Origin of the sequence: Actinomadura bangladeshensis (assembly GCF_004348335.1) — a bacterium.
Classification (GTDB): Bacteria; Actinomycetota; Actinomycetes; order Streptosporangiales; family Streptosporangiaceae; genus Spirillospora; species Spirillospora bangladeshensis.
This window is the reverse complement of sequence record NZ_SMJW01000013.1, coordinates 12,522-37,846: the sequence shown is the minus strand read 5'-3', so window position 1 is coordinate 37,846 and position 25,325 is coordinate 12,522. Positions and strand designations below refer to the sequence as shown.

Genomic DNA, 25,325 nt, shown 5'->3' with positions numbered 1-25,325 from the left:
GTTCCGTGAAACCGATCATGCTCGGTGACGTGGACCCCGAGGACGCGCGGACAGTGGTGGGCGGCAAGGCGCGGGGGCTCGCCGTGCTGCGGCGCCACGGCTTCCGGGTCCCCGAGACCTGGGTGGTCCCCGCCGGCCCGGCCGCGGCCGGGCCGGGCGGGACGGACCTGAGCGGGCTCGCCGGGCCCGGCCTGTGGGCCGTCCGCAGCTCCGCCTCCGTCGAGGACGATCCGGTCCACTCGTTCGCCGGGCTGTTCCGCACCGAGCTGGGGGTCGGCTTCGGCGGCCTCCCGGCGGCCATCGCCCGGGTCGCCCGGTCGGGGGGCGGTGAGCGCGTCCGGGCCTACCAGGCGAGAGCGGGCCTCGCCGTCCGGGACGTCGAGGTCGCGGTCGTGCTCCAGCGGTACGAGCCGCCGCGGGACTCCGGGGTGTGGATCGGACGGGACCCGGAGACCGGCCGGCTGGAGTGGGCGTCCGGTGCAGCCGAGGAGTGGACCGCCGCGGGCGGAGGCGGGCCGACCGGGCGGGCCTGCCTCGGTGTGCAGCGTGCGCTGGGCGCCGTGGCCGATCTGGAGTTCGCCGTGCTGGACTCCGGCCTGGTCTGGGTGCAGTACCGGCCGGTCACCCGGCCGGTGCCGGAGCCCGCCGCCGGCGGCGGGCCGCTCACCGGCGTCCCCGCGGCCCCGGGCGCGGCGGAGGGGCCGGTGGTGTGCGCGTCCGATCCGGGCGATCCGTCGTGGCATCCCGGGTCGGTGCTGGTGATCGCGGGCACCGGTCCGGAGTGGGTGCCGCTCATGGCGGAGGCGGCCGCCGTGGTCACCACCTCCGGCGGGAGCCTCTGCCACGCCGCCATCGTCGCCCGCGAGCTCGGGGTGCCGTGCGTCACCGGCGTCGGGGACGCCCTCGCCCTGCTGCGCACCGGGATGCGCGCCGAGGTCGACGGCGGCCGCGGCGCGGTCAGGGTGACGGGCCGGTGAGCGGGACGAGCAGGTCGTACAGGTCGCCCACGGTCTCCACGTCGGCGATGGCGGGCGCGTCGATCAGCGCCGCGCCGTAGGTCTGCTCCAGGACGAGCAGCAGTTCCATCGCGTCGAGGGAGTCGATCCCCAGCCCCCGCGCGATGTCGTCCTCCATGCGGATGGTGCGCCGGATCCGCTTGGCGGCCTCGTAGGCGTCCTCCAGGACGGTGAGGAACTCATCCGGTGAGGGTGGGCTCGGCATGGACCTCTCCCGTCGTGCCGTCGATGGTGACCAGGTCGCCGGGGCGCAGCGCGGCGGCCGCGGGGTGCCCGACCACGGCCGGGACCCGGTGCTCGCGGGCCAGGATGGCGATGTGGGACATCGCGCTGCCGCGCCCGGTGACGACCCCGCCGACCAGTCCGAGCAGCGGGGCGACGTCGGCGTCCGCCGACGCGCAGACCAGGATGGCGGGGCGGTCGCCGGGGATGTCGTCGGCGGGCGGGCGCACGACCACGCCCGTCACGCGGCCGGGCGAGACGCCGCTGCCCGCCGCCGGGGCGGTCCGGCGCCGCCCGCCGTCCGCGGAGAAGTCGAGCCGGTCGGGCATCGGCATGTCCACGGCCTCGGCGCAGGCCGCCGCCCGCTCCGCCGCGCGGCCGGCGAGACCGGGCGCGCGGTGCAGGCGGCGAAGCTCCTCGATGGTGAGGTAGGGCCAGTCGGCGTCGTCCAGCGGCCAGTGCCGGACGAGCTCCGGCAGGACGCGGCGATGGACGTGCAGCACCCGCATGACCAGCGATTTCGAGTGCTCCCTTGAGGCCATCGTCTCCCCCATGACCCGGGCGAGGGCGGCGGTGAGGCGGCGGCGGCGCGAGCCCAGCATGCCGAGCGCCGCCTCGGCCGGGTCGACGAGGGAATCGGCGTCGGTCCGGGCGGGTGCGGGCTCGGCGCGGCGCCGGGCGCCGAACCGGGACCACGGCGCCCGGCCCTCGGCCACCTCGTAGAAGGACGTGCCGAGGAACTCCCCGGGCGCGAGATCGCCGGAGAAGGCGTGCAGCCGGTCCCACACCAGTTCCGCGGGGCGGTTCAGCCACGGCGTGACGGCCTCGGCGTGCGGGACGACCAGGCCGTTGACCCGCCGCTGCACGACGCCCAGCGGTACCAGGCCGGTGGTGGCGACGATGTGGGCGTCCCAGGCGTCGTCCAGGACGGGGGCCGCGCGCACCAGGACCTCGACCAGGGCCGCCTCGCCGCCCAGCGACACGGCGGTGCGGGCGAGCAGTTCCAGGTCGGCGACCTCCTCCTCCAGCCGCTGCAGCGCGGGGCCGAGCCGGGTCAGCTCCCGGATCAGACGGGGCAGCGCGGCCGCCTGGCGGAGCGCGCCCTCCCGCGCCCGGCCGGGCCGCGGCGGGCGGGCGCCCTCGAAGTAGGCGGCGGTCACGTCCTCGGGCGTGACCAGCGGAAGCCGGCTCGCCAGCCGCGTGTAGGCGGACAGGTTGTGGTAGGGCTTGCACGCGAAGTAGCCCAGGAACACGTAGTGGCTGCCCTGCGCCCACGGGCGCTCACCGAAGCAGCGCGCGGCGAGGCGCCGGGTGGCCCGCTCCATGGGGGTGCCGACCAGTGACCAGGACACCGGCGAGATCCGGTCCGGCGCGACCTCGCCGAAGTTGCCGGCGCTGTAGACGGGGAGCGTCGGGTGCGCGTCGGTGTCGATCGGCGGGAAGTGACCGGTCACGCGAAGACCTCCCGGCCCGTCGCCTCCAGGTATCCGGGCGGGCAGCGCGGCGGGCCGCCGGGGACGGCGTCCAGGACAGCCGGGTCCAGGTCGAACCACGGCTCGGCGTAGCCGAGCAGGGCCGGCGGCACCCCGGCACGCGACGCGAGCGCGCGCTGCAGGCGGCCCACGGCCGCGCTGTCGACGATGCGCGGGACGCGCCCGAGCGGCCGGCACACCGCCCGCAGCACGTCCGCCAGCGTCGGGTCGTCCGGGTCGTACCAGGTCCAGGTCGCTCCCGCGGCGGGCGCCTCGACCGCGCGTCCGACGACCTCGGCCGCGCCCGTCACCTCACCCGGGTAGCACGGGAACTCCCCTCCCCCGCGCAGGTGCACGGGGTAGCCCTGGAGCAGCGGGCGCAGGGCGGCGAGCAGCCCGTGCCGTGCCGACAGGGCGCCCGGTGACGCCGGGACGCCCAGCAGGGGACCGAAGCGCACGTTCGTGGACGGCACGTCGCGCGCCGCCCGCACGAGGCCCTCGGCCACGTACTTCCCGTACTCGTACCAGTTGCGGAAGGTCTGGCCGACGTACAGTTCGCGGTTCCCCACCCTGCCGGACGCCCGTCCGAGCGCGAGGAGGGACGACACGTGGACGAGGCCGGCGAAGCGCTCGCAGCCGCGCGCCAGCGCGAGGACGTTGCGGACTCCGGCGGCGTGCAGGTCAAGCGCCTCGGCCGGCCCGGCGTCCCAGCCGACGCTGCCGAAGGCGGTCACGATGTGGGTCACCTCGGCCCTGACCTCGTCGAGCGCGTCCCCCGCCAGCGCGAGGGACGGCCGGGTCGCGTCCCCCCGCACGGCGCGCCGCGCGGGCCCGCCGCCGGAGCGGCTGAGGCCGATCACCTCGTGCCCGGTCCGCTCCAGCCGGGCGCACACCGCACCGCCCAGGTAGCCCGAGGCTCCGACGACGAGGACCTTCATCCGGGGAACCTCGCCATCGAGCCGCCCGCGGCCGGGGTGCCGGGGCCGCGCCGCGGCGCGCCGAACAGCAGCCCCGCGAGCAGGCCGAGGTCGGCGGCGGGCGGGTCCCCGCCGAGCAGCGCCGCCAGCCGCGGGCGGGCGAAGACGCGGTCCAGCCCGACGTAGCGCAGCCCGATCAGCGCGGTGCGCGCCGCCGGGGCCAGCGGGAGGAAGCGGTGGGCGTTCTGGCTGGTCCAGACGATCTGCCGGGCCGTCGCGGAGACGACGCGCGGGGGGCGGCGGAACCGCTCGGGGTCGGCGGTGAACGCCGCGTCGAGCAGGCCCCGCACGCTGGGGGCCGCTTCGCCGAGGCCGAGATGGCAGATCAGCGGCCCGGCGTCCGGCGGGCCCGTGCCCGGCCGTCCCGCGTCCGGCGCGCCGGCGAGGCGGCGGACCGCGCGCAGCAGCGTCCGCGCGGCCACGTCCCTGGGGAGCGCGTCCACGCGGGCGGCGGGCATGGCGGGCAGGAGCCCGCCCGGCAGGTCGTCCCACCGGTCGGCGAGCATGTAGAGGGAGTTGCGGCGCAGCGTCCGCCCCGTCGCGGCGCTGCCGACCAGCGCGCACAGCCGGAGGACCAGCAGCGGCGCGTCCTCGGCCGCCAGCTCCGCCAGGCGCCGCTCGGCGAGCCATTTGGCCTGCTCGTAGACGGTCCGGTCGGCCCGGCGCGGGTAGGGCAGCTCGGCGATCTCGCCGACCGCGCCGCCCGCCGCGTAGGCCGAGCCGGCGTACAGGTAGGGGACGCGGCGGCCGGACCGGGCGGCGAGCTCGCGCGCCAGCAGGTATCCGTGCTCGGCGCCGAGCACGTGGGTGGTGTAGAGGTCGGCGGCGCGCCCGGCCCAGTTGGTCTCGCCGGCCAGGTCGACGACGGCGTCGGCCTCGCCGGCGAGCCGCCGCACCGCGGCGTCGTCGAGGCCCCAGCGGGGCGACCGGACGTCGCCGTGCACGGGCTCGCGGACCACCGCCGGGTCGGGCGGCCGGAGCCGTCCCGCCCGGCGCCCCGGCGCCGGGGCGCGAAGCAGGGGAATGATGGTGCAGCCCGCTTCGCCCGCCGTCTCCAGCAGGCCGCCGCCGAGCTGGCCGGTGGCGCCCGCCACCAGCAGCCTCACGCGCCGTCCCCGACGGTGGCGTCGTAGGCGGCGAAGTCGGGGACGAGCCCCGCCGCGACCATCTCCCACATCATCTCGTCGGTCCCGCCGCCGACCCGGCCGAGCCGGACGTCGCGCCACATCCGCGCCATGGGGGTCTCGTCCTCCAGGTATCCCATCCCGCCGAACAGGTGCATGCACTCGGTGACGGTCCGCTCGGCGAGCCGGACGGCGGTGACCTTCAGCGCGGCCGCCTCCCGCGCCCCCGCGCCGCCCGGCCGGAACGCGGTCGCGGCCGCGCCGTGCACGCCGGAGCGCAGCACGACCAGCTCGGACTGGAGCCGCGCGAGCCGCAGCCGGAGCGCCTGGTGCTCGATCAGCGGGCGGCCGAACTGGCTGCGCCGGTGCAGGTGGGCGCAGGCCAGCCCGATCGCCAGCTCGCAGACGCCGGCGGCGTGCGCGGCGACGGCCAGCCGCTCGTGGCTCAGCGCCCAGGTCGCGACGGTCAGGCCGAGTCCGGGGCGGCCGAGCACCGCCGCGTCGGGCACCCACGCGTCGATCGCCGTCCAGGTGGTCTCCAGCGACGCGGCGCCCAGCTTGGCCAGCCTCCTGACCTCGCGCAGGCCCTCGGCGGGGACCCGGAGCAGGGTGAGCGCGGCGAGGCCCGAGCCGCCCGTCCGGCACAGGACCAGGGCGAAGTCGGCGGCGCGGCCGAGCGAGAGGTACTTCTTCTCGCCGCGCACGCGCCAGCCCGCGCCGTCCCGGACGGCGGTGGTGCCGATGCCGTTGACGTCCGAGCCGCCGGCGGGCTCGGAGGCGCCGAAGCAGCCGACCAGGTCGCCGGCGAGGACGCCCTCCAGCGTGCCGGCGAGCAGGTCGGACCGGCCGTAGCGGGCGAGGGCCGCGGCGACGGTCTCCACGACGACGCCCACGCCGACGCCGACGCCGCCCGCCCGCGCCAGTTCCTCCGCCAGGATCGCGGCGCGTCCGGGATCGCCGCCCGGGAGGGGCGTCCAGCGCTCCCGGACGAGCCCGGTGCGGCCCAGCGCGGCCAGCGCCGCGCGGGGGAACTCGCCGGTCTCCTCCGCCGCCGGCACCAGCGGCATGATCTCGTCCCGGACGGCGGCGCGGACTCGCTCCCGGAAGGCGTCCACGTGCGGGCCGCTGAGGCCGGCCGCGTAGAGCGGCCCGGTCACCGCCCGGCCCCCGCGGGCTCGGACGAGGACAGCAGCGGGCCGTCGATCTCCCCCGCGAGCAGCTTCCGCCACATCGAGCGGCGGCGCGGCTTGCCGCTGGAGGTCAGCTCGATCGCACCGGCCCGCACCCGCAGGACCCGGACCGCCACGTCCGGGCCCACGAGGGGCGTGAGGCAGGCGACGACGTCCTCGGCGGACGGCGCGGCGGTGAGCACGCACACCACGGGGTCGTCGTCGAGGTATCCGGCGAGCACCGCGGTCCGCTGCCGGGTCAGCAGGCCCTCCTCGGCGAGCGCCGCCTCCAGCTCCTCCACGTACACGTTGCGGCCCCGCACCTGGAGGCTGTCGCCGATGCGGCCGACGACGTAGAGCTCGCCGCCGATCATGAAACCCGCGTCGCCGGTGAACAGCACGCCGTCCTCGAACCGGGTGGCGGGGTCCTCCTGCGCGCTGGTGTGGCCCAGCGCCACCGAGGGCCCGGCCACGGTGATCTCGCCGAGGCTCCCGTCCGGGAGGCGGCGGCCCGCGTCGTCGACGATCGCCACCGTGAGCCCGTCGAGCGGCGTCCCGCAGCTCACGTGCCACGTCCCGGGCCCGCCGGGCACGCGCCGGGAGACCTCCGCCGAGCCGAGCAGCGGCAGCGGCTCCCCCATCCGGAGGGGGCCGGGAGCGACCGCGACGGCCCGCGCGACGCGGCCCAGCGGCGCGCAGGTGACGCCGAGCGTCGCCTCCGCCAGCCCGTAGGCGGGGCGCAGCGCCGACGGCCGCAGGCCGCAGGGGGCGAGCAGGTCCAGGAACGCGGCGGCGGTGTCGAGGCGCACCCGCTCGGCGCCGGTGACGACCGCCTCGACCCCGGACAGGTCGAGCCCGGCGAGCTGCTCGGGCCGGACGCGCCGCACGACGTACTCCAGGCCGAAGTTCGGCATCAGCATGACCATGCCCGGCCGGGCGTGGTGCTCGCGCAGCCAGCGCAGCGGCCGCTGGACGAACTGCTCGGGCCGCATCAGCGCGACCGGCTCGCCCCGGACGACCGGGGTGAGCAGCCCGAAGATCAGCCCGAGGTCGTGGTGCAGCGGCAGCCAGGGGACACCGGTCCCGGCGGCCCGGTCGGCCCAGCGCCGCCCGATCATCGCGATGCCGGCCTCCAGATTGCTCCGGCTCACCCGGACGCCGCGGACCCTGCCCCGCGATCCGGAGGTGAACTGCAGGAGGGCCGTCTCGGCCGGCGGCCAGGACCCGGGCGGGGCGTCGGCCGCCGCCGCGGGCGCCAGGACGGGGCACCGCGGCCCGGCGACGGCGGTCACGGCCTCGGCCAGGTCGGGGTCCGCGAGCACCAGGGCCGCGCCGGACTCGGCGATCACATGGGCGGCGTGCGCGCGCCACCGGCGGGCGGCGCCGAGCGCGCCGGGAGGGGCGAGCGGCGCGGGGGTGCCGCCGGCGGCGAGGGTGCCGAAGAACGCGGCCGCGAACCCGGGCCCGGTCCGGCGCAGGACGGCCACGGCCTGCCCGGTGGTGAGCCCGCGGTCGCGCAGGGCGCGGGCGGTGGCGCGGACGTGCCCGGCCAGTGCCGCGTAGGAGACGGTCTCCCACGTCCCGTCCTCGGCGAGGAAGCGCAGGCCGGCCGACTCCGACGGCGCGTCGAGCCAGTCCAGCAGCCCGGCGGTCACGGCAGGTCCAGGGTCAGCCGCAGGTCGCGGTGCAGTTCCATCCAGACCTCGTGGTAGGAGTCGCAGAGCACGCCCGTGAGGGCCTTCGCCTCGCCCGCCTCGAAGCGGTCGCGCGCGGCGGTGAGGCGGCTCGCGTACCCGGTGTACCGCTGGCGGGCGACGGCCATGTCCGCCGCCACCGCGAGCAGGTCCCGGTGCAGGTCCGCCAGTTCCGCGCGGACGTCCGCCTCGGCGGCCTGCCCTCGCTGCCAGCGGGTGCACAGCTCCTTGACGCGGAGGTCGAGCGGGACGAACCGGTCATGGCAGGCGCGCAGCGCCGCGGCGGCGTCCGGGGTGAGGTCGGCGCGCACCTCCGCCGCGTGCCGCGACCGGCCCGGTTCGGTGATCCGCCACACCTCGCGGGCGGCCACGAAGACCGCGGCGCCGGCGGCGGCGAGGTCCCGGGCCGCCGGCAGGACGGCGGTCTCGGGCCGCCCGGTCATCAGGCTCAGGTGCGCCGTCCCGGCCATGCCCTTCACGCACAGGGCGTGCAGCACCTCGGACGCGGCCGTCACGGGCGCGTCCCGGCCGGGGCGGGGACGTCCAGTACGGGTGCGGCCATCGCCTCGGCGAAGCTCCGCAGGATGCGCGCGGGCATCTCCTCGCCCACCTCCCCCGCGGCCTTGCGCGCGAGTTCCAGCTCCTCCCGGCAGGCGGCGGCCGCGACGGCGAGCGCCTCGTCCCGAAGCCGGGGGTCGGCGGCGACCCGGCCGGCGGTGAGGCCGGGGGCGCCGAGCAGGTCGGGCAGGGCCGACACCCTGCCGTCGAGCATCGCCTCCAGCGAGGTGTCCAGGCGGGTGCGCAGGCCGCGCACGGCCAGGACGTCCTCGGCGTGCACGAAGACCCGGCCGCAGTGCCGCCCGAACTCGCGGAGCGGGGCGACGGTCGCGGAGGGGGCGTCCGCGAGCAGCGCCCCGGCCCGCAGCGGGTACTCGAACATCGCGGCGAACACGTCGGTGGCCGAGGTGCCCGGCGCCCCGTCCAGGTACCGGGCCCGCAGCACCGTCAGCTCCGCGAGCCAGTCGGAGAACGACCACGACAGCTCGGGCGCGTGCTCGGCGACCAGCGTGCACGCCTGCGCGAGGAGGAAGTCCCCGGCGAGGACGGTGGTGGCCGACGCCCAGTCGACGCCGCGCCCGCCGGGCGGCGCGGGCGCCGCCGGGCCGAGGAAGGCCAGGCCGCCGAGCGAGGCGAGTTCGATCGCCGCGCCGGTCGGGGCGTGCCCGATGTCGGGGAAGCCGCCGGTGCTCATGAGGCCGGCGCACAGCAGCGCCGCCGGACGGAGGCGGCGGTGGGTGGGGCCGGCACCGGTGATGAGCATCCGCGCGATGAACGGCCACTCGCCCCGGACCGCCGCGACCGACACCTCGTCGCAGCCCGCGAGGAACGGCCGGAGCACCAGCGACTCGCGGAGGCCGGGGTCGAGGGGCTCGGCGGCGGTCACGCCCGCGATGCCCTCGGGCAGCAGCACGGCGCGGCGGCCCTTGCCGAAGAACGGGTGGTCGCTCTCGGCGGTCGCCGCGAGGACCCGCCAGGCGAGGTGGTACCGGCGGGCCGCGTGCCGGGCCGTCTCGAAGTAGCCGACGAACGCGCGGGTGAGCGCCCCCCGGTAGGAGAGCGCGGCCTTGTCCGGGTCGTCCGGGTGCCGGGCGATGGACTCGGCGGCGAGGAGCCCGCTCTGCACCGCGTAGCTCAGCCCCTCGCCGGTGAACGGGTTGACGAGGCCGGCGGCGTCGCCGACGGCCAGCCGGCCGCCGGCGGCGGCGCGCTCGGGGGCGAAGCCGCTGTCGACCGGGCCCCACGACAGCGGGCCGTCCGGGCGGGCGCCGGCGAACCGGGGGTCGGCCTCGGCGAGCCCGGCGACGGCCCCGGCCATCAGGGCCCCGGCGTCCGGGCCGCCGCCGGTGACGCCGATCGTGAACCCGCCGCCGGTGCCGGGCAGCACCCAGACGCAGGACGGCTGGGCCTTGGGGTCGTTGCCGGCGGGCGTGACCAGCTGGAGCACGATCCGTCCGCCGGGCGCGGCGCCCGTGAAGCGCTGGGCGCACTGCAGCCGGGCGCCAGCGGCGCCGGCCGCGGCGCCGTCCGCCGCGCCGTCCGGCGCGGGGCCGGTGGCGAGGACGACGTGGCGGGCGGTGACCACCGTCCCGTCGGCGAGGGTCGCGCGGTGGCCGCCGTCCGCGCGGCGCAGGTCCGCCACCCGGCCGGCCAGCGGCACGGCGCCCGCCTCCGTCGCGGCGCGGTGCAGCGAGGCCAGCAGCCGGGCGCGGTCGCACACGGCCATCCCGGCGTCGTCGATCACGCGTCTGGTGCGGGTGCCGAACCACAGGTCGAGCTCCCCGGCCGGGGGCGGGAGCGCCTCGTCCCGGCCGCCGAGCGCCGTCAGCGCGTGCCGGGCCGGGGCGCTGACGAGCACGTCGTGGACCGTTCCCACCGCGGGGGCGTCCACCAGCAGGGTCCGCAGGCCCCGGCGGGCGAGGGCGGCGGCGGCCGCGGTCCCGGCGGGGCCCCCGCCGGCGACCAGCACATCGACCGGCTCGGTCACGGGCATCTCCAGTGTGTCGGCGACCGTCATCGGTCGGTGAACAGGACGTGGACGGAGGCGCCCATGGCGGGCGGCCCGGCGACGGCGAAGGCCGCCCAGGGGGCCAGGGTCTGCGTGTCGACGACGGTGATGAGGGCCGCCAGGGCGAACGGCGCGGCGAGCACCGCGGCGACCCGGTGGCCGGCGAGCAGGAGCAGCACCGGCGCGGCCGCCAGGGCCAGGCCCGCCAGGCCCGCCACCAGGCGCGCGGACGCCTGCCTGCGCGCCTCCTCCTCGCTGAACGAGCTCATGAAGGGCACGGCGTCCGAGACGGCGGCCAGCAGGAGGCTCCCCGCCACGGCGACCACGGCGAACGCCGCCACCGCGAGGAGCGTGACCGGCGTCTTCGGCATCAGGAGCGTGCGCAGCGCCATGGCCGCGCCCACCGGGACCGTGATCAGGCAGGGGAAGAAGGCGGTGGAGTCCCGGGCGATGCCCGGCGCGATCAGCAGGACGGGGACGAGCGCGGTGACCAGCACCGCGAGGGCGGGACCGCGCTCTCCGGCGAGGAGGAACAGCAGCGCGCCGGCGGCGACCGCTCCGGCGGCCAGGTAGACGACCACCCGGTCCTGCTGGAACGGCCGCACCTCGACGTGGGCGGGCCGGCCGGACCAGTCGTACATGCCCTTGAGCACCAGCATCCCCGCGACGACCACCAGCACGCAGGCGGGCACCGTCAGCACCGCCGTCCTCACCCGCACGTCCGGGCCCGGTGTCCGCACCCGGGGGTCATTCGCCGACCGTGACGGGCGCGGCCGCGTCGAACCCCAGCTGGCCGTCGTCGCCGGTGACCGCGAGGCTGGCGACGTAGGTGCCGGGCTCGGTGTAGGTGTGGGTGACCCTCTCGCCCGTGGCGAGCGTCCCGTCGCCGAACTCCCACAGGTAGCGCTTCACCTCGCCGCCGCCCGAGCCTGCCGAGCCGGACGCGTCCAGGACGACCGTGCGCGGGCCGGTCCGCTTCATGGCCGCCTTCGCCACCGGCGGGCTCTCGGGCCGCGCGAGTTCCGTCGTGGTGACGCGGACCTTCACCGGGCGGTCACCGCCGGTCAGCTCCACCTTCCAGCCTCCCGCCGCCGCGCCGGGCACGTACACGCTGTCGTAGACCGCCCGCTTGCCGCCGGTCCGGCGGTGCCGGGCGGCGGGCGCCCGCACGCCGGCCGGCGGCAGCACCCGCACCGTGACGTTCCCGCCGGTCCAGGTCGTGCCGAACCCGGCGCCGAGTCCGCCGCCCCTCAGCGTGACCGGGACCTGGACCTTCTGGCCGGGCTGGACGGTGACGTCCGACGCCTGCCGGGTCACCCCCGCGTCGCCGGCCATCCGCGAGGCGGCGGCGGGCCGCAGGAACGCCTCCTTGATGATGCAGGCGGTGTTGGCGTAACCGGCCCTGGTCGGGTGGAACGAGTCATTGATATTTCTGGGGACGATCCCGTTCAGAAACCGCTCCTGGCCTTTGGGCGGGCAGATCTCGTGGCCGTCGCTCGAATGGTAGAGATCGACCGGGACGGCCCCGGCGATGGTGGCCGAGGTGACGAGGTAGTTGTCGAGGCGCTGGACCCACTGGTTCATCCACAGCTGGTCGGTGAGCCGGATCATCTGGCACCGCTTGGTGGGGAGCGGGACGCCCGAGGTGCCGTCGCTCCCGCCCTCGTCGGGGAAGAACTTCGGGTACGTCGGCACGAAGATCTTCGCCTGCGGTGCCCGCTCCCGGATCTCGCCGAAGAGCGCCTGCACGGGGTTGGTGTTCTGCGTGGTGCCGGTGTCGAGCTTGTCGAAGGCGGCCTGGAGAGCGGGCTGCTGAGAGGCCTCGCAGGTCTTGTTCCACGACATCTTGATGCACGCCTGGACGGTGTCGGCGAACCCCATGTCGTTGCCGGAGATGCCGAGGGTCACGTGCGAGACATCGCTGCCGAGCGTGTCGAACTGGGGCGGCTCGCCCGATTTGCCGGTGCCGACGTCCGCGGTGGTGGCGCCGCTGCACGCGACGAAGGAGAAGGGACCGCCGAGCACGCCGTCCTTGTCGAGCAGCGGGGCGTACGCCCACGGCGACCGGCTGCAGTCGCCGCTCGCCGGGTAGTAGTCGCCCGCGCCGACGCCGGCCTGGTAGGAGTCGCCCATCGCGACCCAGCGCCCGGGGGCCGCGGCCGGTGCCGCCGGCGCCACCGCCGACGATGCCGCGAAGGCGACGACGCAGGTTCCCGCGATGACAAAACCGCGCTGCCGCATGCACATTCCCCCAGCCAGGAGAAGAGCGCTCGCCTCACGTCGTGTGCGATCGCTCCGGACGCCGATCGCCATGATCGGAACATCCAAACGATCTTGATGTCAACGGCCGGGTTCGCCGTTGGCATTTACTCCCGGCTTTCCGGGAACCGATTGGCGAATTCCGCCAAGTCAAGCCCGATTCCGGGCTCACATGGCCGAATCCGGCCAACATTCCCTTGTTTAGCGATCTCCGGGTTAGCGTGCGCCTGAAGATCAACTCGGGCGGCCGCCCGGCGACGAAACGGTGGTCAGATGGACTCCGCTGCGCACACCACCCCGGTCACCCGGCGCAAATTCCTCGGCAGGACGGCGGTCGCCGGTTCGGCCGCGGTCGCCGCCGGGACGACGCTGGGCGGGTCCGGTTCCGTCCCGTCCGCGCCGGCGGCCGCCGCGAGCACGCCGGACGCCGGCGCCCCGGCTCCGCCGGCGGCGCCGCTCGACCGGCGGCGGGAGATGCTGCTGCAGGCGGCGCGGGCCGGCGCGGTCTATCCGATCGAGTTCCGCGGCTTCGGGGAGTCCGCCCGCGGGAGGGAGCGCGTCACCCCGGCCCGCCTGCTGGCGGCCGAGCGGCGGCTCGCCCCCGCGCGCCTCGCGCGGGCACGGGCGGGCGCGGACGCGCTGATCGCGCTGGGTCTGCTGGGCGCGCCGCAGGGGCGGCTGCTGGCGGGCATCGGACGGCACGCGGCACAGGCCGACGACGCCGGCCAGAAGGACCTCCGGGCGTTCGTCGCGCTCGGCGTGGCGACCCTGTCTCCCCACTTCGACCCGGCCGACGACGCCATGGCGGAGATCTGGCTCGGGGGGCTCGGCCGGGAGCACCGGCTCGGCCGGCAGCCGCAGCCCATCTCGCACCGGAACTGACCGGCGCGACCAGGAACCGACGACGGAGGACCATGGAACTCTGCGCCGATGACCACGGCAGGCTGGAACGCGCCAGGCAGCAGATCTACGACGCCTACGGCGACGACCCGAACGTCACCGGGGTCGGCATCGGCTTCCGCCGCCGCGGCGGCGAGTGGACCGGACGTCCCGCGGTCGTCGTGCTGGTCGGCAAGAAGCGCCGCGAGGCCCTGGTGTCGCGCCGCCGCCTGCTGCCGCGCACCGTCGAGGTCGACGGCACGACCTACGAGGTCGACGTGGAGCAGGCCGGGCCGTTCTCGGCCGGGGCGCAGACGGCCCTCGCGCCGGCGCGGGCGCCGCTCGCGCCGGCGGGGGTGTCGGACCCGATCATGGGCCGGATGCGGCCGCCGCGGCAGGGCGCCAGCATCTCCAACCCCGTCGACGGGACGACGGCCGGCACGCTCGGCCTCTTCGTCATCGACAACACCGACGACACCATCTGCCTGCTGACCTGCAACCACGTGATCGCGCGCATGGGGCGGGGCAAGGTCGGCGAGCCGATCGTCCAGCCCGGCACCTACGACGGCGGCACGTCGGCGGACGCCATCGCGAAGCTGAAGCGCTGGGCGCCCATCAGCCCGGCGGGCACGCGGGTCGACGGCGCGATCGCGCAGCTGACCGACCAGAGCGCCTACACCCTGGAGGTCGCGAAGGACCTCATGGCGCCCATCTCGGCCACCCATCCGGTCGTCGGCATGGCCGCGGCCGGCGACTCCTTCGGCGGCAACCTGCTGACCCGGATGGACGCCACGCTGGAGGCCCTCAACGTGCGCCTTCCGCTCGGCCGGCGGGCGGCGGTGTCGGAGGCCGGCCTGCCGTGCGCGGGGCCGGTGCCCGGGCTCACCGACCCCCAGCCGGGGATGAAGATCGAGAAGGTCGGGCGGACGACCGGCTACAGCTCCAGCGAGATCGTCGCGATCGGCGTGCAGGCGGTCGTCAGGACGCCGATCGGGGACATCCCCTACAAAGACATGATCTACACCGAGTTCCTCATCGCGGCCGGCGACTCCGGGTCGATCGTGTTCGCGGGCGGCAACGGCGACACGCACGTGATCCCCGAATCCCAGGTGCAATGCAAGATGCTGCCGGTGCTGAGCGATTACTACCGGCTGCCGCTGGTCGAGGACAATCCGATCGCCGACAAGGTGCGCGACGACTTCTTCATGCAGACCATGGCCGGAAGGCTGCTGGTCGAACTCACCTATGTGAACTCCGAGACGCTGATAGACCGGTTGAAGGACCGGCAGGCGCAATCGTCCGAAGTGGTGTACGCGAGACAGTACTACGACAAGTACCACGACTTCATGGAGGGCGTGCTCAACGACCCTGATTCCGCGGAGGTCGTCACCCAGGAGCACCTCGACGATGCCGAGGTCGTCATCGGCGGCCTCGTGCAGAGCGGTGTCCTGACGGCGCCCGAGGCGCAGCTCGCCGTCAAGCTGCACCGGGAGTCGCTCGTGCCCACGCTCGGGATGACCAGGCGGGAGGTCCTGGCGTACATGAGCAATCCCGCCCTTTACAGCCAGGTCTACGAGGCCGTCGAGGCGACCGCCGGCATCGAGATGAACGCGCCGTTCAAGCAGATGCCGCCGGAGCCGACGTCGTGACCGCCGTCCAGAGCCCGGCACCCGGCACGGAGATGGACTACCCCTCCCGGGTCCTGGCGCGCGTCGACGAGCTGGCCGCGGGGCTCGGCCCGTCCCTGCGGGGCCCGGTGGCGGCCCTGGCGGCGAACCCGGGCAAGAGCCTGCGCTCGGGCCTGCTCGCGGCCTGCGTGGGCGACGCGCCCGTGGACCCGTCCCGGATGGTCAGGCTCGGCGCGCTGGTGGAGCTCGTCCATCTGGCGTCGCTGATCCACGACGACGTGGTCGACCGGGCGGCGCTCCGGCGCGGGCAGCCGACCGCGCACACGCTCGTCGGGCCCGAGCGGGCGTCCCTGGCGGGACTGGCCGCCTTCGCGCTGGCCGGGACCGAGTCGGCCGAGCTCGGCGCGGGGGTCGACATGCTGGTCAGCCGCACGCTCAGCGAGCTCGCGCACGGCCAGCTGCTGGACATCGAGCGGACCTTCGACACCGCCTACGCGCTGCAGGACTACCTGGAGCTCACCGAGCGCAAGACCGGCGTCCTGTTCCAGATGACCTGCCTGCTCGGCGCCGCGGAGGCCGCCCGCCCCGAACCGGAGGTCGCGGCGCTCTCGCTGTTCGGCCACGAGTTCGGAATCGCCTTCCAGGTGCTGGACGACTGCCTCGACCTCACCCCGGGCGACCTCGACAAGTCCGTCGGCACCGACCACATGCTGGGCCTCTTCGGCGCACCCACGCTGGCCGCCCTCGCCGCCGACGACTCCGGCGCGCTGGCCGCGCTCCTGCTGTCACCGGATTTCACCTCCGACGACCTTCCGGCGGTGCGCGCGCTCGTCCAGTCGTCCGGCGGCCTCGACCAGGCGATGGAGCTCGCCCGCGAGCACCTCGACCGCGCACGGGCCGCCCTGGACGACGTCGCCGAGGACGCGCGGACGGGAATCCTCGCCATCCTGGCGAAGGTCGAATCCCGCCTGTGACGGTGACGCTCCCGGGTCCCGCACCGGCCCGGGAGCGCTGCTCGGCCACCGGTGCGGGCGGAGGTGAGGGAGTCCCGGGCCGCCATCGGGCAGGTGCCTCGTGGCCGCCGTGGCGGTGGCCGGGCTCTCGGCGGCCGGGGTGCCCGGCCCCGGCCGGCCGACGTGCTACGGGCCGGCCGTGGGGCCGAAGGCACTCGCGGAACTGGAGGCACGGGCCACCGCGGGCGAGCTCGCGCTCCTGCCCTGACGTCCGGCGGTCACCGGCGGGTGAGGCGGATGACCGGGTACTGCCGCTCGGACTTGCTCTGGTACTTGGCGATGCGGGGCTGCGCCTCGGCGATCCGCTGCCACGCCTCCTCGCGCTCGGGACCGTCGAGCCGCTGCGGCGTCACCGGTACGGCCCCCTCCCCGGGCAGCTCGATCGTCGCCCGGTCGGGGTGGGCCATCAGGTTGTCGAACCAGTCCGGGTTGCGGGTGCCGCCGCCCGAGGCGATGATCAGCCGCGAGTCGTCCTTGTCGGGGAACCACGCCACGGGCGTCTCGCGCGGCTGCCCGCTGCGGCTGCCGACCGTGTTGAGGATCAGCACGTCCATGCCCATGAACGTGCCCCGCCCCTTGCGGACCTTGCGGTTCATGCGGGCGTTCATCCGGTGCTGCATCCACCGCGAGAACGCGCCCGGCGTACCGGGCCTGCGCCCGCTCTTCTGCTCGTCCTGTGCCATCGGGCTACTCCCGGAACTCGTTGACGCGGATCATGTTGCCCGCCGGATCGCGGAAGGCGCAGTCGCGGATGCCGTACGGCTGCTCGGTCGGCTCCTGGACGACCTCGGCGGCGCCCTGCAGCCGCTTGAACACATCGTCGAGGTCGGGGGTCGCCAGGACGATGATGCCGTAGGTGCCCTTGGCCATCATCTCCGCGATGGTGCGGCGCTCGTCGTCGGTGATGCCGGGGTCGGCGGCCGGCGGGGTCAGCACGATGGACGTGCCGGGCTGCCCTGCGGGGCCGACGGTGATCCAGCGCATCGTGCCCTTGCCGACGTCGTTGCGGACCTCGAAGCCGAGCGTGTCGCGGTAGAAGGCCAGCGAGGCCTCCGGATCGGTGTGCGGGAGAAAGGCCGTGTGAATCGTGAGTTCCATGCCCATCACGCTAGGCGCGGCGTAGTGACCGGCGCTTCTTGATTCCTGACCGGTTCGGCCACCTTTTCCCCAGGCACGGACCTCGTGTCAGCCGACCACGTCCTCGGGGCCGGCCGAAGCCGGAGAGCCCGCGCCGGCGCCCCGCATCTCCGCGAACCGGCCGTCCTCGATACGGAAGACCTCGAACAGCATGGGCCGCGCGTCGCCCCCGATTCCTGCGACGGACGAGCGGACGGCGGCCTTGTCGCCGTCCACCAGGATGTCCTCGGCGACCACGCGGATGCCGGGGAACCGGCCGACGAGCATGCGCCACGCCTCCTTGCCGGCCTCGAACCCGGCGGCACCCAACGGATGGCTGAAGAAGCCGGGAGTGTGCAGGTCGGCGGCCTCGGGGTCTCCCTCGATGGGATCGCCCGGCGCGCGGGCGTCGGCCCCGGCACCGTCCACCGCCACTTCCCCGCCAAGGACGCGCTCTGCCTGGCCGTCGCGATCGACATGCCGCGGGGGCTGATCGTGGAGGCGGAGAGGCTCGCCGCCACCGACGGCCCCGAGGCCCTCTTCACACTGCTGTCCCGCATGGTGGCGGAGGGAGCCGAGAACGCAGCGGTCAAGAGCGCACTGGCCGCCGCCGAATTCGACCTGCGCACCGCCGCCCCGGACATCGCGGCAGACCTGACGAACCACGTCGCGGACCTCCTGGCCCGCGCGCAAGCAGCCGGCGCCGCACGCCGCGACGCCACCCCCGACGATGTGATGGCCCTCGTCGCAGGCGCCTTTACCGCGATCCGCCACGCCGCCGCAGAGACCGACCGCAAGCGCCCGGCACACATCACCCGGCTGACGCTGGACGGCCTGCGCCCCCGGTAAGGCTTGCGCCGCTGCACTCGCGACGGGGTCGCCGCGTCGTTGATCTGCGGCGTGTTGTTGCTTTTGACGCGCTCATAACAACAACACGCCGCAGGTCAACGCACCCGGCGGATCTTGGTGGAGAACGCACTGGCCGTTCGACGAGCGCTCGCACGTCCTCTTCTGCAACCGAGTGCGGTGGACCGGGGTTGCTGTGGTCGTTGCCGAAGATGGGAGTGATGGCCGTGGGGACTCCGGTGGACGAGGGATACGCCGTCGTGGACGCGGATGGCGCGTGGGCGGTGATGGAGAAGTTCTATGCGGCGGAGGCCGCGTATGTGGCAGCGGGCGGATACGGCAGAGCCGACTACGGCCAGGTCGCCGTGTACGTGGACCCCGACGTGGTGCTGCACCAGGCGCCGGGCCTGCCGTTCACCGGGACCGGGACGTGGCGGGGACGGGACGGCCTGGAGCGCTTCCTCGCCGTCTTCAGCGACCTGTGGGAGTCGATCGAGTTCCTCGAGCAGGAGCACTGGGGCGATGACGACACCGTCGTGGTGCACAACCGGGTGCGCTTCCGCGCCCGGTCGACGGGCCGCGAGGTCGAGACACTGATCATGCAGTTGATCAAGGTCCGGGACGGGCGCATGCTGGAATGCCGTCCCTTCTACTGGGACCCGTCCGCCATCGCCGGCGCCTGCGCCCGGACGCCCCCGCACACGCAGGACGCATCGGCGGAATGACCGGCGGCCGGAAACCTCAGGGGCGCACGCGAATGACGGTCTTGCCCTTGCGACGCTGGGCCGGGTTGAGCGCGGGGACGGCGTCGTCGAGGGTCGCGACGGTTCCGATGTGCGTGCGAAGGCGCCCGTCCCGCACCCGTTCGACGATCTCCACCAGCTGACTCGGAACGGACTCGACGACGAAGTCGACCGCGAGACCGTCGACAGGGCGGGTCTCAACCGGCCCGACCACCGACACCAGCGTCCCGCCGGGCCGGACGACGCCCGCCGAGCGCCTCTGGACGTCACCGCCGATGACATCGAAGACGACGTCGACCCCTCCGATGTCTTCGAGGTCCTCGTCGTCGAGGGCGAGGAACTCGTTCGCGCCGAAGTCGAGCGCCGCCTGGCGGTCCGCCGCCCGCCCGGTACCGATGACGTAGGCGCCGAACTCCCGGGCGAGCTGCGTCACCACGGACCCGACCGCGCCGGCGGCGCCGTGCGCGAGGACGCTCTGCCCCGCCTGGAGGCGGCCATGCTGGAACAGGCCCTGCCATGCGGTCAGGCCGGAGATCGGCAGGCTCGCACCCACCGTGAAGTCGACGGCCCCGGGCAGCGGCGCCAGGTTGCGCGCCTCCACGGCCGCGTACTCGGCGAGGGTTCCATCGCGGTGCCAGTCCGTGATGCCGAACACCCGCTGGCCCGGCGAGAGTCCCGTCGTGCCGTAGCCGAGGGAGGTGACCACTCCGGCGAACTCGTGGCCGATGATCGCCGGCACTCGATCGTGACCGGAGCGATCCACCCACGTCGAAGGCCACTCCCACTCCGCCGGGACGAAACCCGACGCATGGACCTCGACGACGACGTCATTGATCGCCGGCGTCGGCTCCGGCCGCTCCGCCAGCTCGATCCCGGCCGCCTCCGCGGCCTGATCCGTCGCGACGACCGCCTTCATTTCCGCCCCCGTAACCTCGTGCCCGCTGCCCCTACGCGCAGGTCTGCGACTGTGTGTTCCCCGCTCCAGCGGAACTCGACATGTTTCACTGATCCGTTCGGACGTGAAGACACATCGTCGCTGGTGACACACCACGCAAGGACCTTCCGGAACCGGCGGCGCGGCCGACGGCCCGCCGCGTCAGGCGAGGTCGAACGCGCCGCGCTTGATCTCGCCGAGAAAGGCGTCCCACGACGCCGGTGTGAAGCTCAGCACCGGGCCCGACGGGTTCTTGGAATCGCGGGCACCTACGCTCCCTGATGTCCCCAGTGCGGCAACCTCCACACAGTTGGTTCCGTGTTCGGTGCTGTAACTGCTCTTGCGCCAGTGCACGGAACCGAAGCCTCGATCGCTCATAGTGCAGACACTATCTCTTCGATGAGAGCCCGCGATTCGGCTTTGGTGAGCGCGAGAGAGGAGAGCGCTTCGTACACGCGCCCGTAGTGGGCAACGCTCGCCGACTCGTCAATGAACCAACTGCGTACAAGGCTGTGAACAGCGACGACCCTCATTGGCTCATCAAAACCGATATCGAGGATCGAGAAGGCACCGTCCAGTCCGGGATGCTCGCCGACCGCGAGTGGCAGCACCTGCAAACTCAAATGCGGCGCCACCGTAACGGCCAGTATCTTTCGGAGCTGCTCCTTCATGACGCATGCGCCACCGACCGGCGCGCGCAGGGCCGCCTCTGTGATGATCCACGTCAGACGGGGCGGGTCCTCAACAAGGATTCGCTGTCTGGCCATGCGGAAGCCGACTGCGCCGTCCTTTCTCGGATCCAGCCGGACGGAGTCGTATGCCGAGAAGACGGCCCTGGTGTACGCCTCCGTCTGCAGCAGGCCGGGCACCACGTGGGGCTCGAACTCCCGGATGCCCGAGGCGCTCCCTTCCAGGGAGGCGTAGTCGACGATGAACGGGTCCGTCCGCTCCTGGTAGTCCAGCCACCAGCCGTCCTTGCGGCCCTGGGCGGCGAGGTCGAGGAGGCGGGCGCGTTCGCGGGCGTCGGTGATGCCGTAGTGGTCGAGGATCTGGCGGAGGTCGCGGGGGCGGACGGCGCGGTGGCCGTTCTCGTAGGCGCTGAGGGTGGCCGGTGAGCGCTCGACCAGGCGGGCCGCCGCGTCCTGCGTCAGGTTGCGTTCTTCGCGGTACCGGCGGAGCGCCTGGCCGATCTTGCGGCGCCGATACGACGACCGGTCGTCTGACGTCATGCACACATCGTGTCACCGTGTGTGATGAAGCGGGTCAGAATCCGCGAACTTCGATACACCCGGACTTCGATACTTCAGCTTTTCGATGGGCCCGCGACGGATGCCTCTCAGCTCGCGGGAATGTGTTGATGCGGTGACGGAGTGCGATCAGCCTGTGCGGGTGACATTCGGAGGAGGAATCACGATGAGCACCCGTGAGGCGGGAGAGCTGCGGCTGCTGGCCGTCCTGACATTGCCCGGTGTGGCACGGTCCGTCCGGCATGCCCGGCTTTTTCTGCGGGACACGCTCGTCCCGGAGCATGTGGCGCCCGGCGACGAGCTGCTGGACGACATGGCGCTCGTCGTGGACGAGTTCGCCGGGAACGGCATCAGGCACACCGCGTCCGGGCGGGGCGGGAAGATCGACATCGCGCTGTGGGCGGGAGGCGGGGTGCTGCGGGCGGAGGTCACCGACGACGGCGCCGGCGGGGCGCGGCCGGTCATGCGGGACGCGGCGGACGGCGAGAGCGGGCGCGGGCTGCACATCGTCGCCGCGCTCGCGGAGCGGTGGGGGCACCGCGCCCACGGGGCGCGCACCACCGTGTGGGCCGACTTCCCTGCCGTCCGGAGCCCGCACGGCTGAGCGGCGCGCAGAGCTCCGATCTACCTGGTCTTTAAACCCATCGGTTGACACACCCGCCGGGCGCACCTAGGCTCTCTTTCAACCTTGAAGTTGAAAGTAGGGAGCATGACCGCGGACGACCTGTCGCGGGTCTTCGCCGCACTGGCGGACCCGACCCGGCGCGACATGGTGGCCCGGCTCGCGGAGGGCGACGCGACCGTGGGCCGGCTGGCCGAGCCGTACCGGATGTCGCTGCAGGCCGTCTACAAGCACCTGCGCGTACTCGAGGACGCCGGGCTCGTCAGCCGGCCGCCGGGGCCGCAGCCCCGGGCGGTGCGCCTGGAGGCCCGGGCCTTCGACCTGATGGACACCTGGATCGAGCGCCACCGGCGCCGCGCCGAGGAGCGCTACCGCCGCCTCGACGCCGTCCTGGCGCGAATGGAGGAGGACGAGCATGGACAGGATCAAGGAGACGGTGATCGAGGCCGACCCGACGGTGCCGGTCATCGTGATGACCCGTGACTTCGCGGCGACGCCCGAGCAGCTGCTGCGCGCCCACACCGACCCGGAGCTGTTCGCCCAGTGGGTGGGCCCGGACGCCATCACCACCCGGATCGAGCACTGGGACGCGCGCACCGGCGGCAGCTGGCGGTACGTCTCGGTGAGCGGCGGCGCCGAGCACCGCTTCCACGGCTGCTTCCACGAGGTGCGGCCGGACCGCATCGTGCAGACCTTCACCTACGAGGGCGCCCCCGACAGCGTCGCGCTGGAGACGCTGTCGTTCGAGGACCTGGGCGGCGGCCGGACGCGGCTGCGCGCGCAGTCGCTGGTCGACAGCTTCGAAGGCCGCGACGCGTGGCTGCGCAGCGGCATGGAGACCGGGGTCAACGAGGGGTACGCCAAGCTGGAGAGGATGATCGCGGATGGCGCTGTCTGAGCTTCCGGCCGAGCGGCACCGGCAGGTCGCCGGGCTGTTCACCGACCGGGTCCGCGGCACCGCGTCCTGGGACGCGCCGTCCCCGGTCGACGGCTGGGCCGCGCGCGACATCGTGCGGCACCTGACCGAGTGGTTCCCGGCGTTCCTGGCGTCCGGGGCCGGCCTCGACCTTCGCCGCGGGCCGTCCGCGGACGACGACCCGGTGGCCGCGTGGCAGGTCCACTGCGACGCCGTCCAAGCGGTGCTGGACGATCCCGCGACCGCGGACCGCAAGCTGACGAACCCGCACATCGGCACCCTGCCCCTGGCGGCCGCGATCGACCGGTTCTACACGGCCGACGTGTTCATGCACACCTGGGACCTCGCCCGGGCCACCGGCCAGGACGACCGCCTCGACCCCGGCTTCTGCGCCCGGCTCCTCGCCGGGATGGAGGAGATCGAGGAGGTCCTCCGCTCGTCCGGCCAGTACGGGCCCCGCGTCGAGGTGCCCGCCGGCGCGGACGTCCAGACGAGGATGCTCGGCTTCATCGGTCGGGACCCGTCCTGGTCGGCGCGCTGAGGCATCCCCGCACGCGATCGTCGACGGCGCCGCCGAGGCCATCACGTTCTATGCCGAGGCGTTCGGCGCCTCCGAGCGAAGGGCTCAGGTCCGCGTTTCGAGGACGGTGCACAACGCGTCCAGAGCCGGGCGGTAGGCGGCGGCGAGCGGCGTGCTGTACCCGATGATGAGGCCCTGCGGGCGTCCGGCGGGGTCCTGCCAGTGGTCGCGCAGCGGCATGAGGGCGAGGCCGGCGGCCGCGGCGCGCCTCATGATCTCGTCCTCGTCCGGGCCGCCGGGCGGGAGCAGGACCAGGACGTGCAGGCCGGCCGCGACGCCCCGCACCCGCACCCGCGGGACGCGGGCGCGCAGCGTCTCGACGAGCAGGTCGCGGCGGCGCCGGTACCGGAGCCGGGAGGCGCGGACGTGCCGGTCGAAGGCGTGGGTCCCGATGAGGTCGGCGAGGACGAGCTGCGCCAGCGACTGCGTATGGGCGTCGGCGAGCCGCTTGGCCTCGGTGACGGGCTCGACCAGGCGCGCGGGCAGCACCAGCCAGCCCAGGCGCAGCGCCGGGGCGAGGGTCTTGGACGTCGTGCCGCCGTAGACGACGTGCTCCGGGGCCGTCCCCTGGAGAGCGCCGACGGGCTGCCGGTCGTAGCGGAACTCGCCGTCGTAGTCGTCCTCGACGATGACCGCACCGGTCTCGCGCGCACGGGCGGTGAACGCGCGGCGCCGCTCCGGGTGGAGGGTCGCGCCGGACGGGTACTGGTGCGCCGGGGTCAGCACGGCGGCGCCCGCACCGTCGAGCGCGTCGGGGCGGGCGCCCAGGTCGTCGACCGGCAGCGGGACGATGCCGATCCCGGCGCGGGCGACGACGGCGCGGTGGAAGAAGTGCCCCGGTTCCTCCATCGCGAACGGCCCCGCCAGCACGGAGGCGAGCAGGCCGAGCGACTGCGCGTACCCGGACGTGATCACCATTCGCGCGGGGTCGGCGTGGACGCCGCGCGCCCGCCCGAGATAGCCGGCGAGCGCCTCCCGCAGCTCGGGGCGCCCGCGCGGGTCGCCGAGCGCGTGCGCCCCGGGCGGCGCGGACGCCAGGACGCGGCGGGTCGAGCGCAGCCACGCACCCGACGGGAACGCCCCGAGATCGGGCCGCCCCGGCCGCAGGTCGTGCAGCGGTTCATCGGGGACGCCGGAAACCTGCGGCCCGGCCGCCGGCACGCGCGGGGCGGCGGTCGCCGCGACGCGGGTCCCGGAGCCGGGGACGGTGACGAGGTGGCCCTCGGCGATCAGCTGGTCGTAGGCGGCGGTCACGGTCCCGCGCGAGAAGCCGAGCTCCGCGGCGAGCGCCCGCGTCGAGGGCAGGGCGGCGCCGGGGGCGAGGCGTCCCGCCGCGATCGCGGCGCGCAGCGCATGCTCCAGGCCCGCGCGGCGGCCGCCGGCCGTGTCGACGTCCAGATGCAGATCGACGGAACCGGACCAATCTTTCGGCACGGAACCGGATCTTAATCCTGGTCCGGTCCCGGCCTAGATTCGCGGTCGTGATTGTTTTCGCGCAGCTCAGCGACACCCACCTCGATCAGAGCGACGACCGGGCCGACCGCATGGCGCGGGTCATGGAGCATCTCGGCGCGCTGCCGCTCGACGCCGTCCTCGTCACCGGGGACATCGCCGACCACGGCGACCCCGCCGAGTACGCGCAGGCCCGCAAGCTGCTGCTGGGGTCGCCGCACCCGGTCCTGCTCTGCCCCGGCAACCACGACGTGCGCGGCCCCTACCGGGAGGGCCTGCTGGACGAGCCGCCCCTCGACGGCCCGGTCAACCGCCTCCACAGGATCGCGGGCGCGACGTTCGCGATGTGCGACTCGACCGTCCCCGGCAAGGACCACGGGTTCCTGGACGACGGCACCCTCGCCTGGCTCGACCGGCAGCTCGCCGGCAACCCCGGCGAGCCGGCGTTCGTCTGCTTCCACCACCCGCCCGTGCCGCAGGGCATCCCGTACGTGGACCGGATCCGGCAGTTCGGCGCGGACCGCCTGGCCGCGGTCATCGAGAGGCATCCGCAGGTCGTGGCCGTGCTGTGCGGGCACAACCACACGGCGGCGGCCACGACCTTCGCCGGGCGGCCGCTGCTCGTCTCCCCCGGCACCGTCTCCACGCTGCGGCTGCCCATCGAGGGCGGCGGCATCGCCGACTATGACGCGCCGCCCGGCGTGGCGTTCCACCTCCTGGACGACGAGGGCCGCCTGACCACGCACTACCGCACGGTCTAGCGGCGCGTCGTCCAGGCGCGGGTCCTCCGCCGAGCGCGATCCAGAAGCAGGTCCCTGCCGGGCTGATCGCTTCCGGAAGATCACAGTAC

The 25,325-nt window shown here is 74.7% G+C and carries 29 protein-coding genes; 12 read left to right on the top strand and 17 right to left on the bottom strand.

Annotated elements, in window-relative coordinates:
- The first annotated feature begins 5 nt into the window (after window positions 1-5).
- A complete protein-coding gene (locus tag E1284_RS42910; RefSeq protein ID WP_243714253.1) occupies window positions 6-977 on the top strand; it encodes a PEP-utilizing enzyme in 972 nt (323 codons plus the stop codon).
- Here the strand turns inward: E1284_RS42910 and E1284_RS04755 are convergent.
- Genes E1284_RS04755 through E1284_RS04715 form a run of 10 tightly spaced genes read right to left on the bottom strand, consistent with a single transcriptional unit; the run spans window position 958 to window position 12,481 of the window.
- Complete coding sequence (locus E1284_RS04755) at window positions 958-1,221, bottom strand: acyl carrier protein (RefSeq protein ID WP_131937433.1); 264 nt, start codon at window positions 1,219-1,221, stop codon at window positions 958-960. The two genes, E1284_RS42910 and E1284_RS04755, sit on opposite strands and share 20 nt — an antisense overlap.
- A complete protein-coding gene (locus tag E1284_RS42375) occupies window positions 1,196-2,692 on the bottom strand; it encodes a PEP-utilizing enzyme (RefSeq protein ID WP_207923565.1) in 1,497 nt (498 codons plus the stop codon). Before E1284_RS42375 ends, E1284_RS04755 begins: the two co-directional genes overlap by 26 nt.
- A complete protein-coding gene (locus E1284_RS04745; RefSeq protein WP_131937431.1) occupies window positions 2,689-3,648 on the bottom strand; it encodes an NAD-dependent epimerase/dehydratase family protein in 960 nt (319 codons plus the stop codon). Before E1284_RS04745 ends, E1284_RS42375 begins: the two co-directional genes overlap by 4 nt.
- A complete protein-coding gene (locus E1284_RS04740; protein ID WP_165965125.1) occupies window positions 3,645-4,793 on the bottom strand; it encodes an SDR family oxidoreductase in 1,149 nt (382 codons plus the stop codon). Before E1284_RS04740 ends, E1284_RS04745 begins: the two co-directional genes overlap by 4 nt.
- Entirely contained in the window at window positions 4,790-5,968 is a 1,179-nt protein-coding gene (locus tag E1284_RS04735) for an acyl-CoA dehydrogenase family protein (protein ID WP_207923564.1), read from the bottom strand. The genes E1284_RS04740 and E1284_RS04735 overlap by 4 nt, the downstream gene beginning before the upstream one ends.
- Window positions 5,965-7,635: an AMP-binding protein gene (locus E1284_RS04730; protein ID WP_165965124.1), complete on the bottom strand. Its 1,671-nt coding sequence runs from the start codon at window positions 7,633-7,635 to the stop codon at window positions 5,965-5,967. Before E1284_RS04730 ends, E1284_RS04735 begins: the two co-directional genes overlap by 4 nt.
- Window positions 7,632-8,189: a hypothetical protein gene (locus tag E1284_RS41200; protein ID WP_165965123.1), complete on the bottom strand. Its 558-nt coding sequence runs from the start codon at window positions 8,187-8,189 to the stop codon at window positions 7,632-7,634. Before E1284_RS41200 ends, E1284_RS04730 begins: the two co-directional genes overlap by 4 nt.
- Complete coding sequence (locus E1284_RS04725; RefSeq protein ID WP_131937425.1) at window positions 8,186-10,249, bottom strand: lycopene cyclase family protein; 2,064 nt, start codon at window positions 10,247-10,249, stop codon at window positions 8,186-8,188. The genes E1284_RS41200 and E1284_RS04725 overlap by 4 nt, the downstream gene beginning before the upstream one ends.
- Complete coding sequence (locus E1284_RS04720; protein ID WP_131937423.1) at window positions 10,246-10,980, bottom strand: hypothetical protein; 735 nt, start codon at window positions 10,978-10,980, stop codon at window positions 10,246-10,248. Before E1284_RS04720 ends, E1284_RS04725 begins: the two co-directional genes overlap by 4 nt.
- A gap of 7 nt (window positions 10,981-10,987) precedes the next feature.
- Window positions 10,988-12,481 (bottom strand): PKD domain-containing protein, encoded by a 1,494-nt coding sequence (locus tag E1284_RS04715; RefSeq protein WP_165965122.1) that lies wholly within the window; start codon window positions 12,479-12,481, stop codon window positions 10,988-10,990.
- Between the two features lie 291 nt (window positions 12,482-12,772).
- Between E1284_RS04715 and E1284_RS41195 the strand changes: the two genes are divergently transcribed.
- From E1284_RS41195 to E1284_RS04700, 4 genes are all read left to right on the top strand, one after another.
- The gene (locus E1284_RS41195) at window positions 12,773-13,381 is read left to right on the top strand and encodes a hypothetical protein (RefSeq protein ID WP_165965121.1); all 609 of its coding nucleotides are present in this window, start codon (window positions 12,773-12,775) and stop codon (window positions 13,379-13,381) included.
- A gap of 32 nt (window positions 13,382-13,413) precedes the next feature.
- Window positions 13,414-15,027, top strand: coding sequence for a chymotrypsin family serine protease (locus E1284_RS04710; RefSeq protein WP_131937419.1), 1,614 nt, complete (start codon window positions 13,414-13,416; stop codon window positions 15,025-15,027).
- Window positions 15,024-15,980 (top strand): polyprenyl synthetase family protein, encoded by a 957-nt coding sequence (locus E1284_RS04705; RefSeq protein ID WP_207923563.1) that lies wholly within the window; start codon window positions 15,024-15,026, stop codon window positions 15,978-15,980. Before E1284_RS04710 ends, E1284_RS04705 begins: the two co-directional genes overlap by 4 nt.
- Before the next feature lie 100 nt (window positions 15,981-16,080).
- Window positions 16,081-16,227: a hypothetical protein gene (locus E1284_RS04700; RefSeq protein ID WP_207923562.1), complete on the top strand. Its 147-nt coding sequence runs from the start codon at window positions 16,081-16,083 to the stop codon at window positions 16,225-16,227.
- A gap of 10 nt (window positions 16,228-16,237) precedes the next feature.
- On the opposite strand, the gene E1284_RS04695 is transcribed toward E1284_RS04700, so the two are convergent.
- The 3 genes from E1284_RS04695 to E1284_RS04685 all read right to left on the bottom strand — a co-directional run bounded on the left by E1284_RS04695 (window position 16,238) and on the right by E1284_RS04685 (window position 17,465).
- Complete coding sequence (locus E1284_RS04695) at window positions 16,238-16,702, bottom strand: nitroreductase family deazaflavin-dependent oxidoreductase (protein ID WP_131937417.1); 465 nt, start codon at window positions 16,700-16,702, stop codon at window positions 16,238-16,240.
- A 4-nt stretch (window positions 16,703-16,706) separates the two neighbouring features.
- Entirely contained in the window at window positions 16,707-17,117 is a 411-nt protein-coding gene (locus E1284_RS04690) for a VOC family protein (RefSeq protein ID WP_131937415.1), read from the bottom strand.
- A gap of 87 nt (window positions 17,118-17,204) precedes the next feature.
- Window positions 17,205-17,465, bottom strand: a complete 261-nt coding sequence (locus tag E1284_RS04685) for a nuclear transport factor 2 family protein (RefSeq protein WP_243714252.1) — start codon at window positions 17,463-17,465, stop codon at window positions 17,205-17,207.
- A gap of 3 nt (window positions 17,466-17,468) precedes the next feature.
- Here E1284_RS04685 and E1284_RS04680 point away from each other — a divergent pair, with 3 nt between their 5' ends.
- Both E1284_RS04680 and E1284_RS04675 read left to right on the top strand, forming a co-directional pair.
- Complete coding sequence (locus tag E1284_RS04680) at window positions 17,469-17,984, top strand: TetR/AcrR family transcriptional regulator (protein ID WP_131937411.1); 516 nt, start codon at window positions 17,469-17,471, stop codon at window positions 17,982-17,984.
- A 218-nt stretch (window positions 17,985-18,202) separates the two neighbouring features.
- On the top strand, window positions 18,203-18,706 hold the full coding sequence (locus tag E1284_RS04675) for a nuclear transport factor 2 family protein (RefSeq protein WP_131937409.1): 504 nt from the start codon (window positions 18,203-18,205) through the stop codon (window positions 18,704-18,706).
- 16 nt (window positions 18,707-18,722) lie between these two features.
- Here E1284_RS04675 and E1284_RS04670 read toward each other — a convergent pair whose 3' ends face one another.
- The 3 genes from E1284_RS04670 to E1284_RS04660 form a co-directional block, all read right to left on the bottom strand.
- Window positions 18,723-19,640 carry an NADP-dependent oxidoreductase gene (locus E1284_RS04670; protein ID WP_131937407.1) on the bottom strand — a complete coding sequence of 306 codons (918 nt, stop codon included), beginning with the start codon at window positions 19,638-19,640 and terminating at the stop codon, window positions 18,723-18,725.
- A 180-nt stretch (window positions 19,641-19,820) separates the two neighbouring features.
- Window positions 19,821-20,036 (bottom strand): DUF397 domain-containing protein, encoded by a 216-nt coding sequence (locus E1284_RS04665; RefSeq protein ID WP_131937405.1) that lies wholly within the window; start codon window positions 20,034-20,036, stop codon window positions 19,821-19,823.
- Window positions 20,033-20,887 carry a helix-turn-helix domain-containing protein gene (locus E1284_RS04660; RefSeq protein WP_131937403.1) on the bottom strand — a complete coding sequence of 285 codons (855 nt, stop codon included), beginning with the start codon at window positions 20,885-20,887 and terminating at the stop codon, window positions 20,033-20,035. The genes E1284_RS04665 and E1284_RS04660 overlap by 4 nt, the downstream gene beginning before the upstream one ends.
- 184 nt (window positions 20,888-21,071) lie before the next feature.
- On the opposite strand from E1284_RS04660, the gene E1284_RS04655 reads away from it, so the two are divergent.
- From E1284_RS04655 to E1284_RS04640, 4 genes are all read left to right on the top strand, one after another.
- Window positions 21,072-21,509: an ATP-binding protein gene (locus tag E1284_RS04655; protein WP_165965120.1), complete on the top strand. Its 438-nt coding sequence runs from the start codon at window positions 21,072-21,074 to the stop codon at window positions 21,507-21,509.
- Between the two features lie 105 nt (window positions 21,510-21,614).
- A complete protein-coding gene (locus E1284_RS04650; RefSeq protein WP_131937399.1) occupies window positions 21,615-22,010 on the top strand; it encodes an ArsR/SmtB family transcription factor in 396 nt (131 codons plus the stop codon).
- Complete coding sequence (locus tag E1284_RS04645; RefSeq protein ID WP_131937397.1) at window positions 21,943-22,425, top strand: SRPBCC family protein; 483 nt, start codon at window positions 21,943-21,945, stop codon at window positions 22,423-22,425. Before E1284_RS04650 ends, E1284_RS04645 begins: the two co-directional genes overlap by 68 nt.
- Window positions 22,412-22,984 carry a TIGR03086 family metal-binding protein gene (locus E1284_RS04640; protein ID WP_131937395.1) on the top strand — a complete coding sequence of 191 codons (573 nt, stop codon included), beginning with the start codon at window positions 22,412-22,414 and terminating at the stop codon, window positions 22,982-22,984. Before E1284_RS04645 ends, E1284_RS04640 begins: the two co-directional genes overlap by 14 nt.
- Before the next feature lie 84 nt (window positions 22,985-23,068).
- On the opposite strand, the gene pdxR is transcribed toward E1284_RS04640, so the two are convergent.
- On the bottom strand, window positions 23,069-24,457 hold the full coding sequence (gene pdxR / locus E1284_RS04635) for a MocR-like pyridoxine biosynthesis transcription factor PdxR (RefSeq protein WP_131937393.1): 1,389 nt from the start codon (window positions 24,455-24,457) through the stop codon (window positions 23,069-23,071).
- 47 nt (window positions 24,458-24,504) lie between these two features.
- Between pdxR and E1284_RS04630 the strand changes: the two genes are divergently transcribed.
- Complete coding sequence (locus E1284_RS04630) at window positions 24,505-25,236, top strand: phosphodiesterase (protein WP_207923560.1); 732 nt, start codon at window positions 24,505-24,507, stop codon at window positions 25,234-25,236.
- Window positions 25,237-25,325 lie beyond the last annotated feature (89 nt).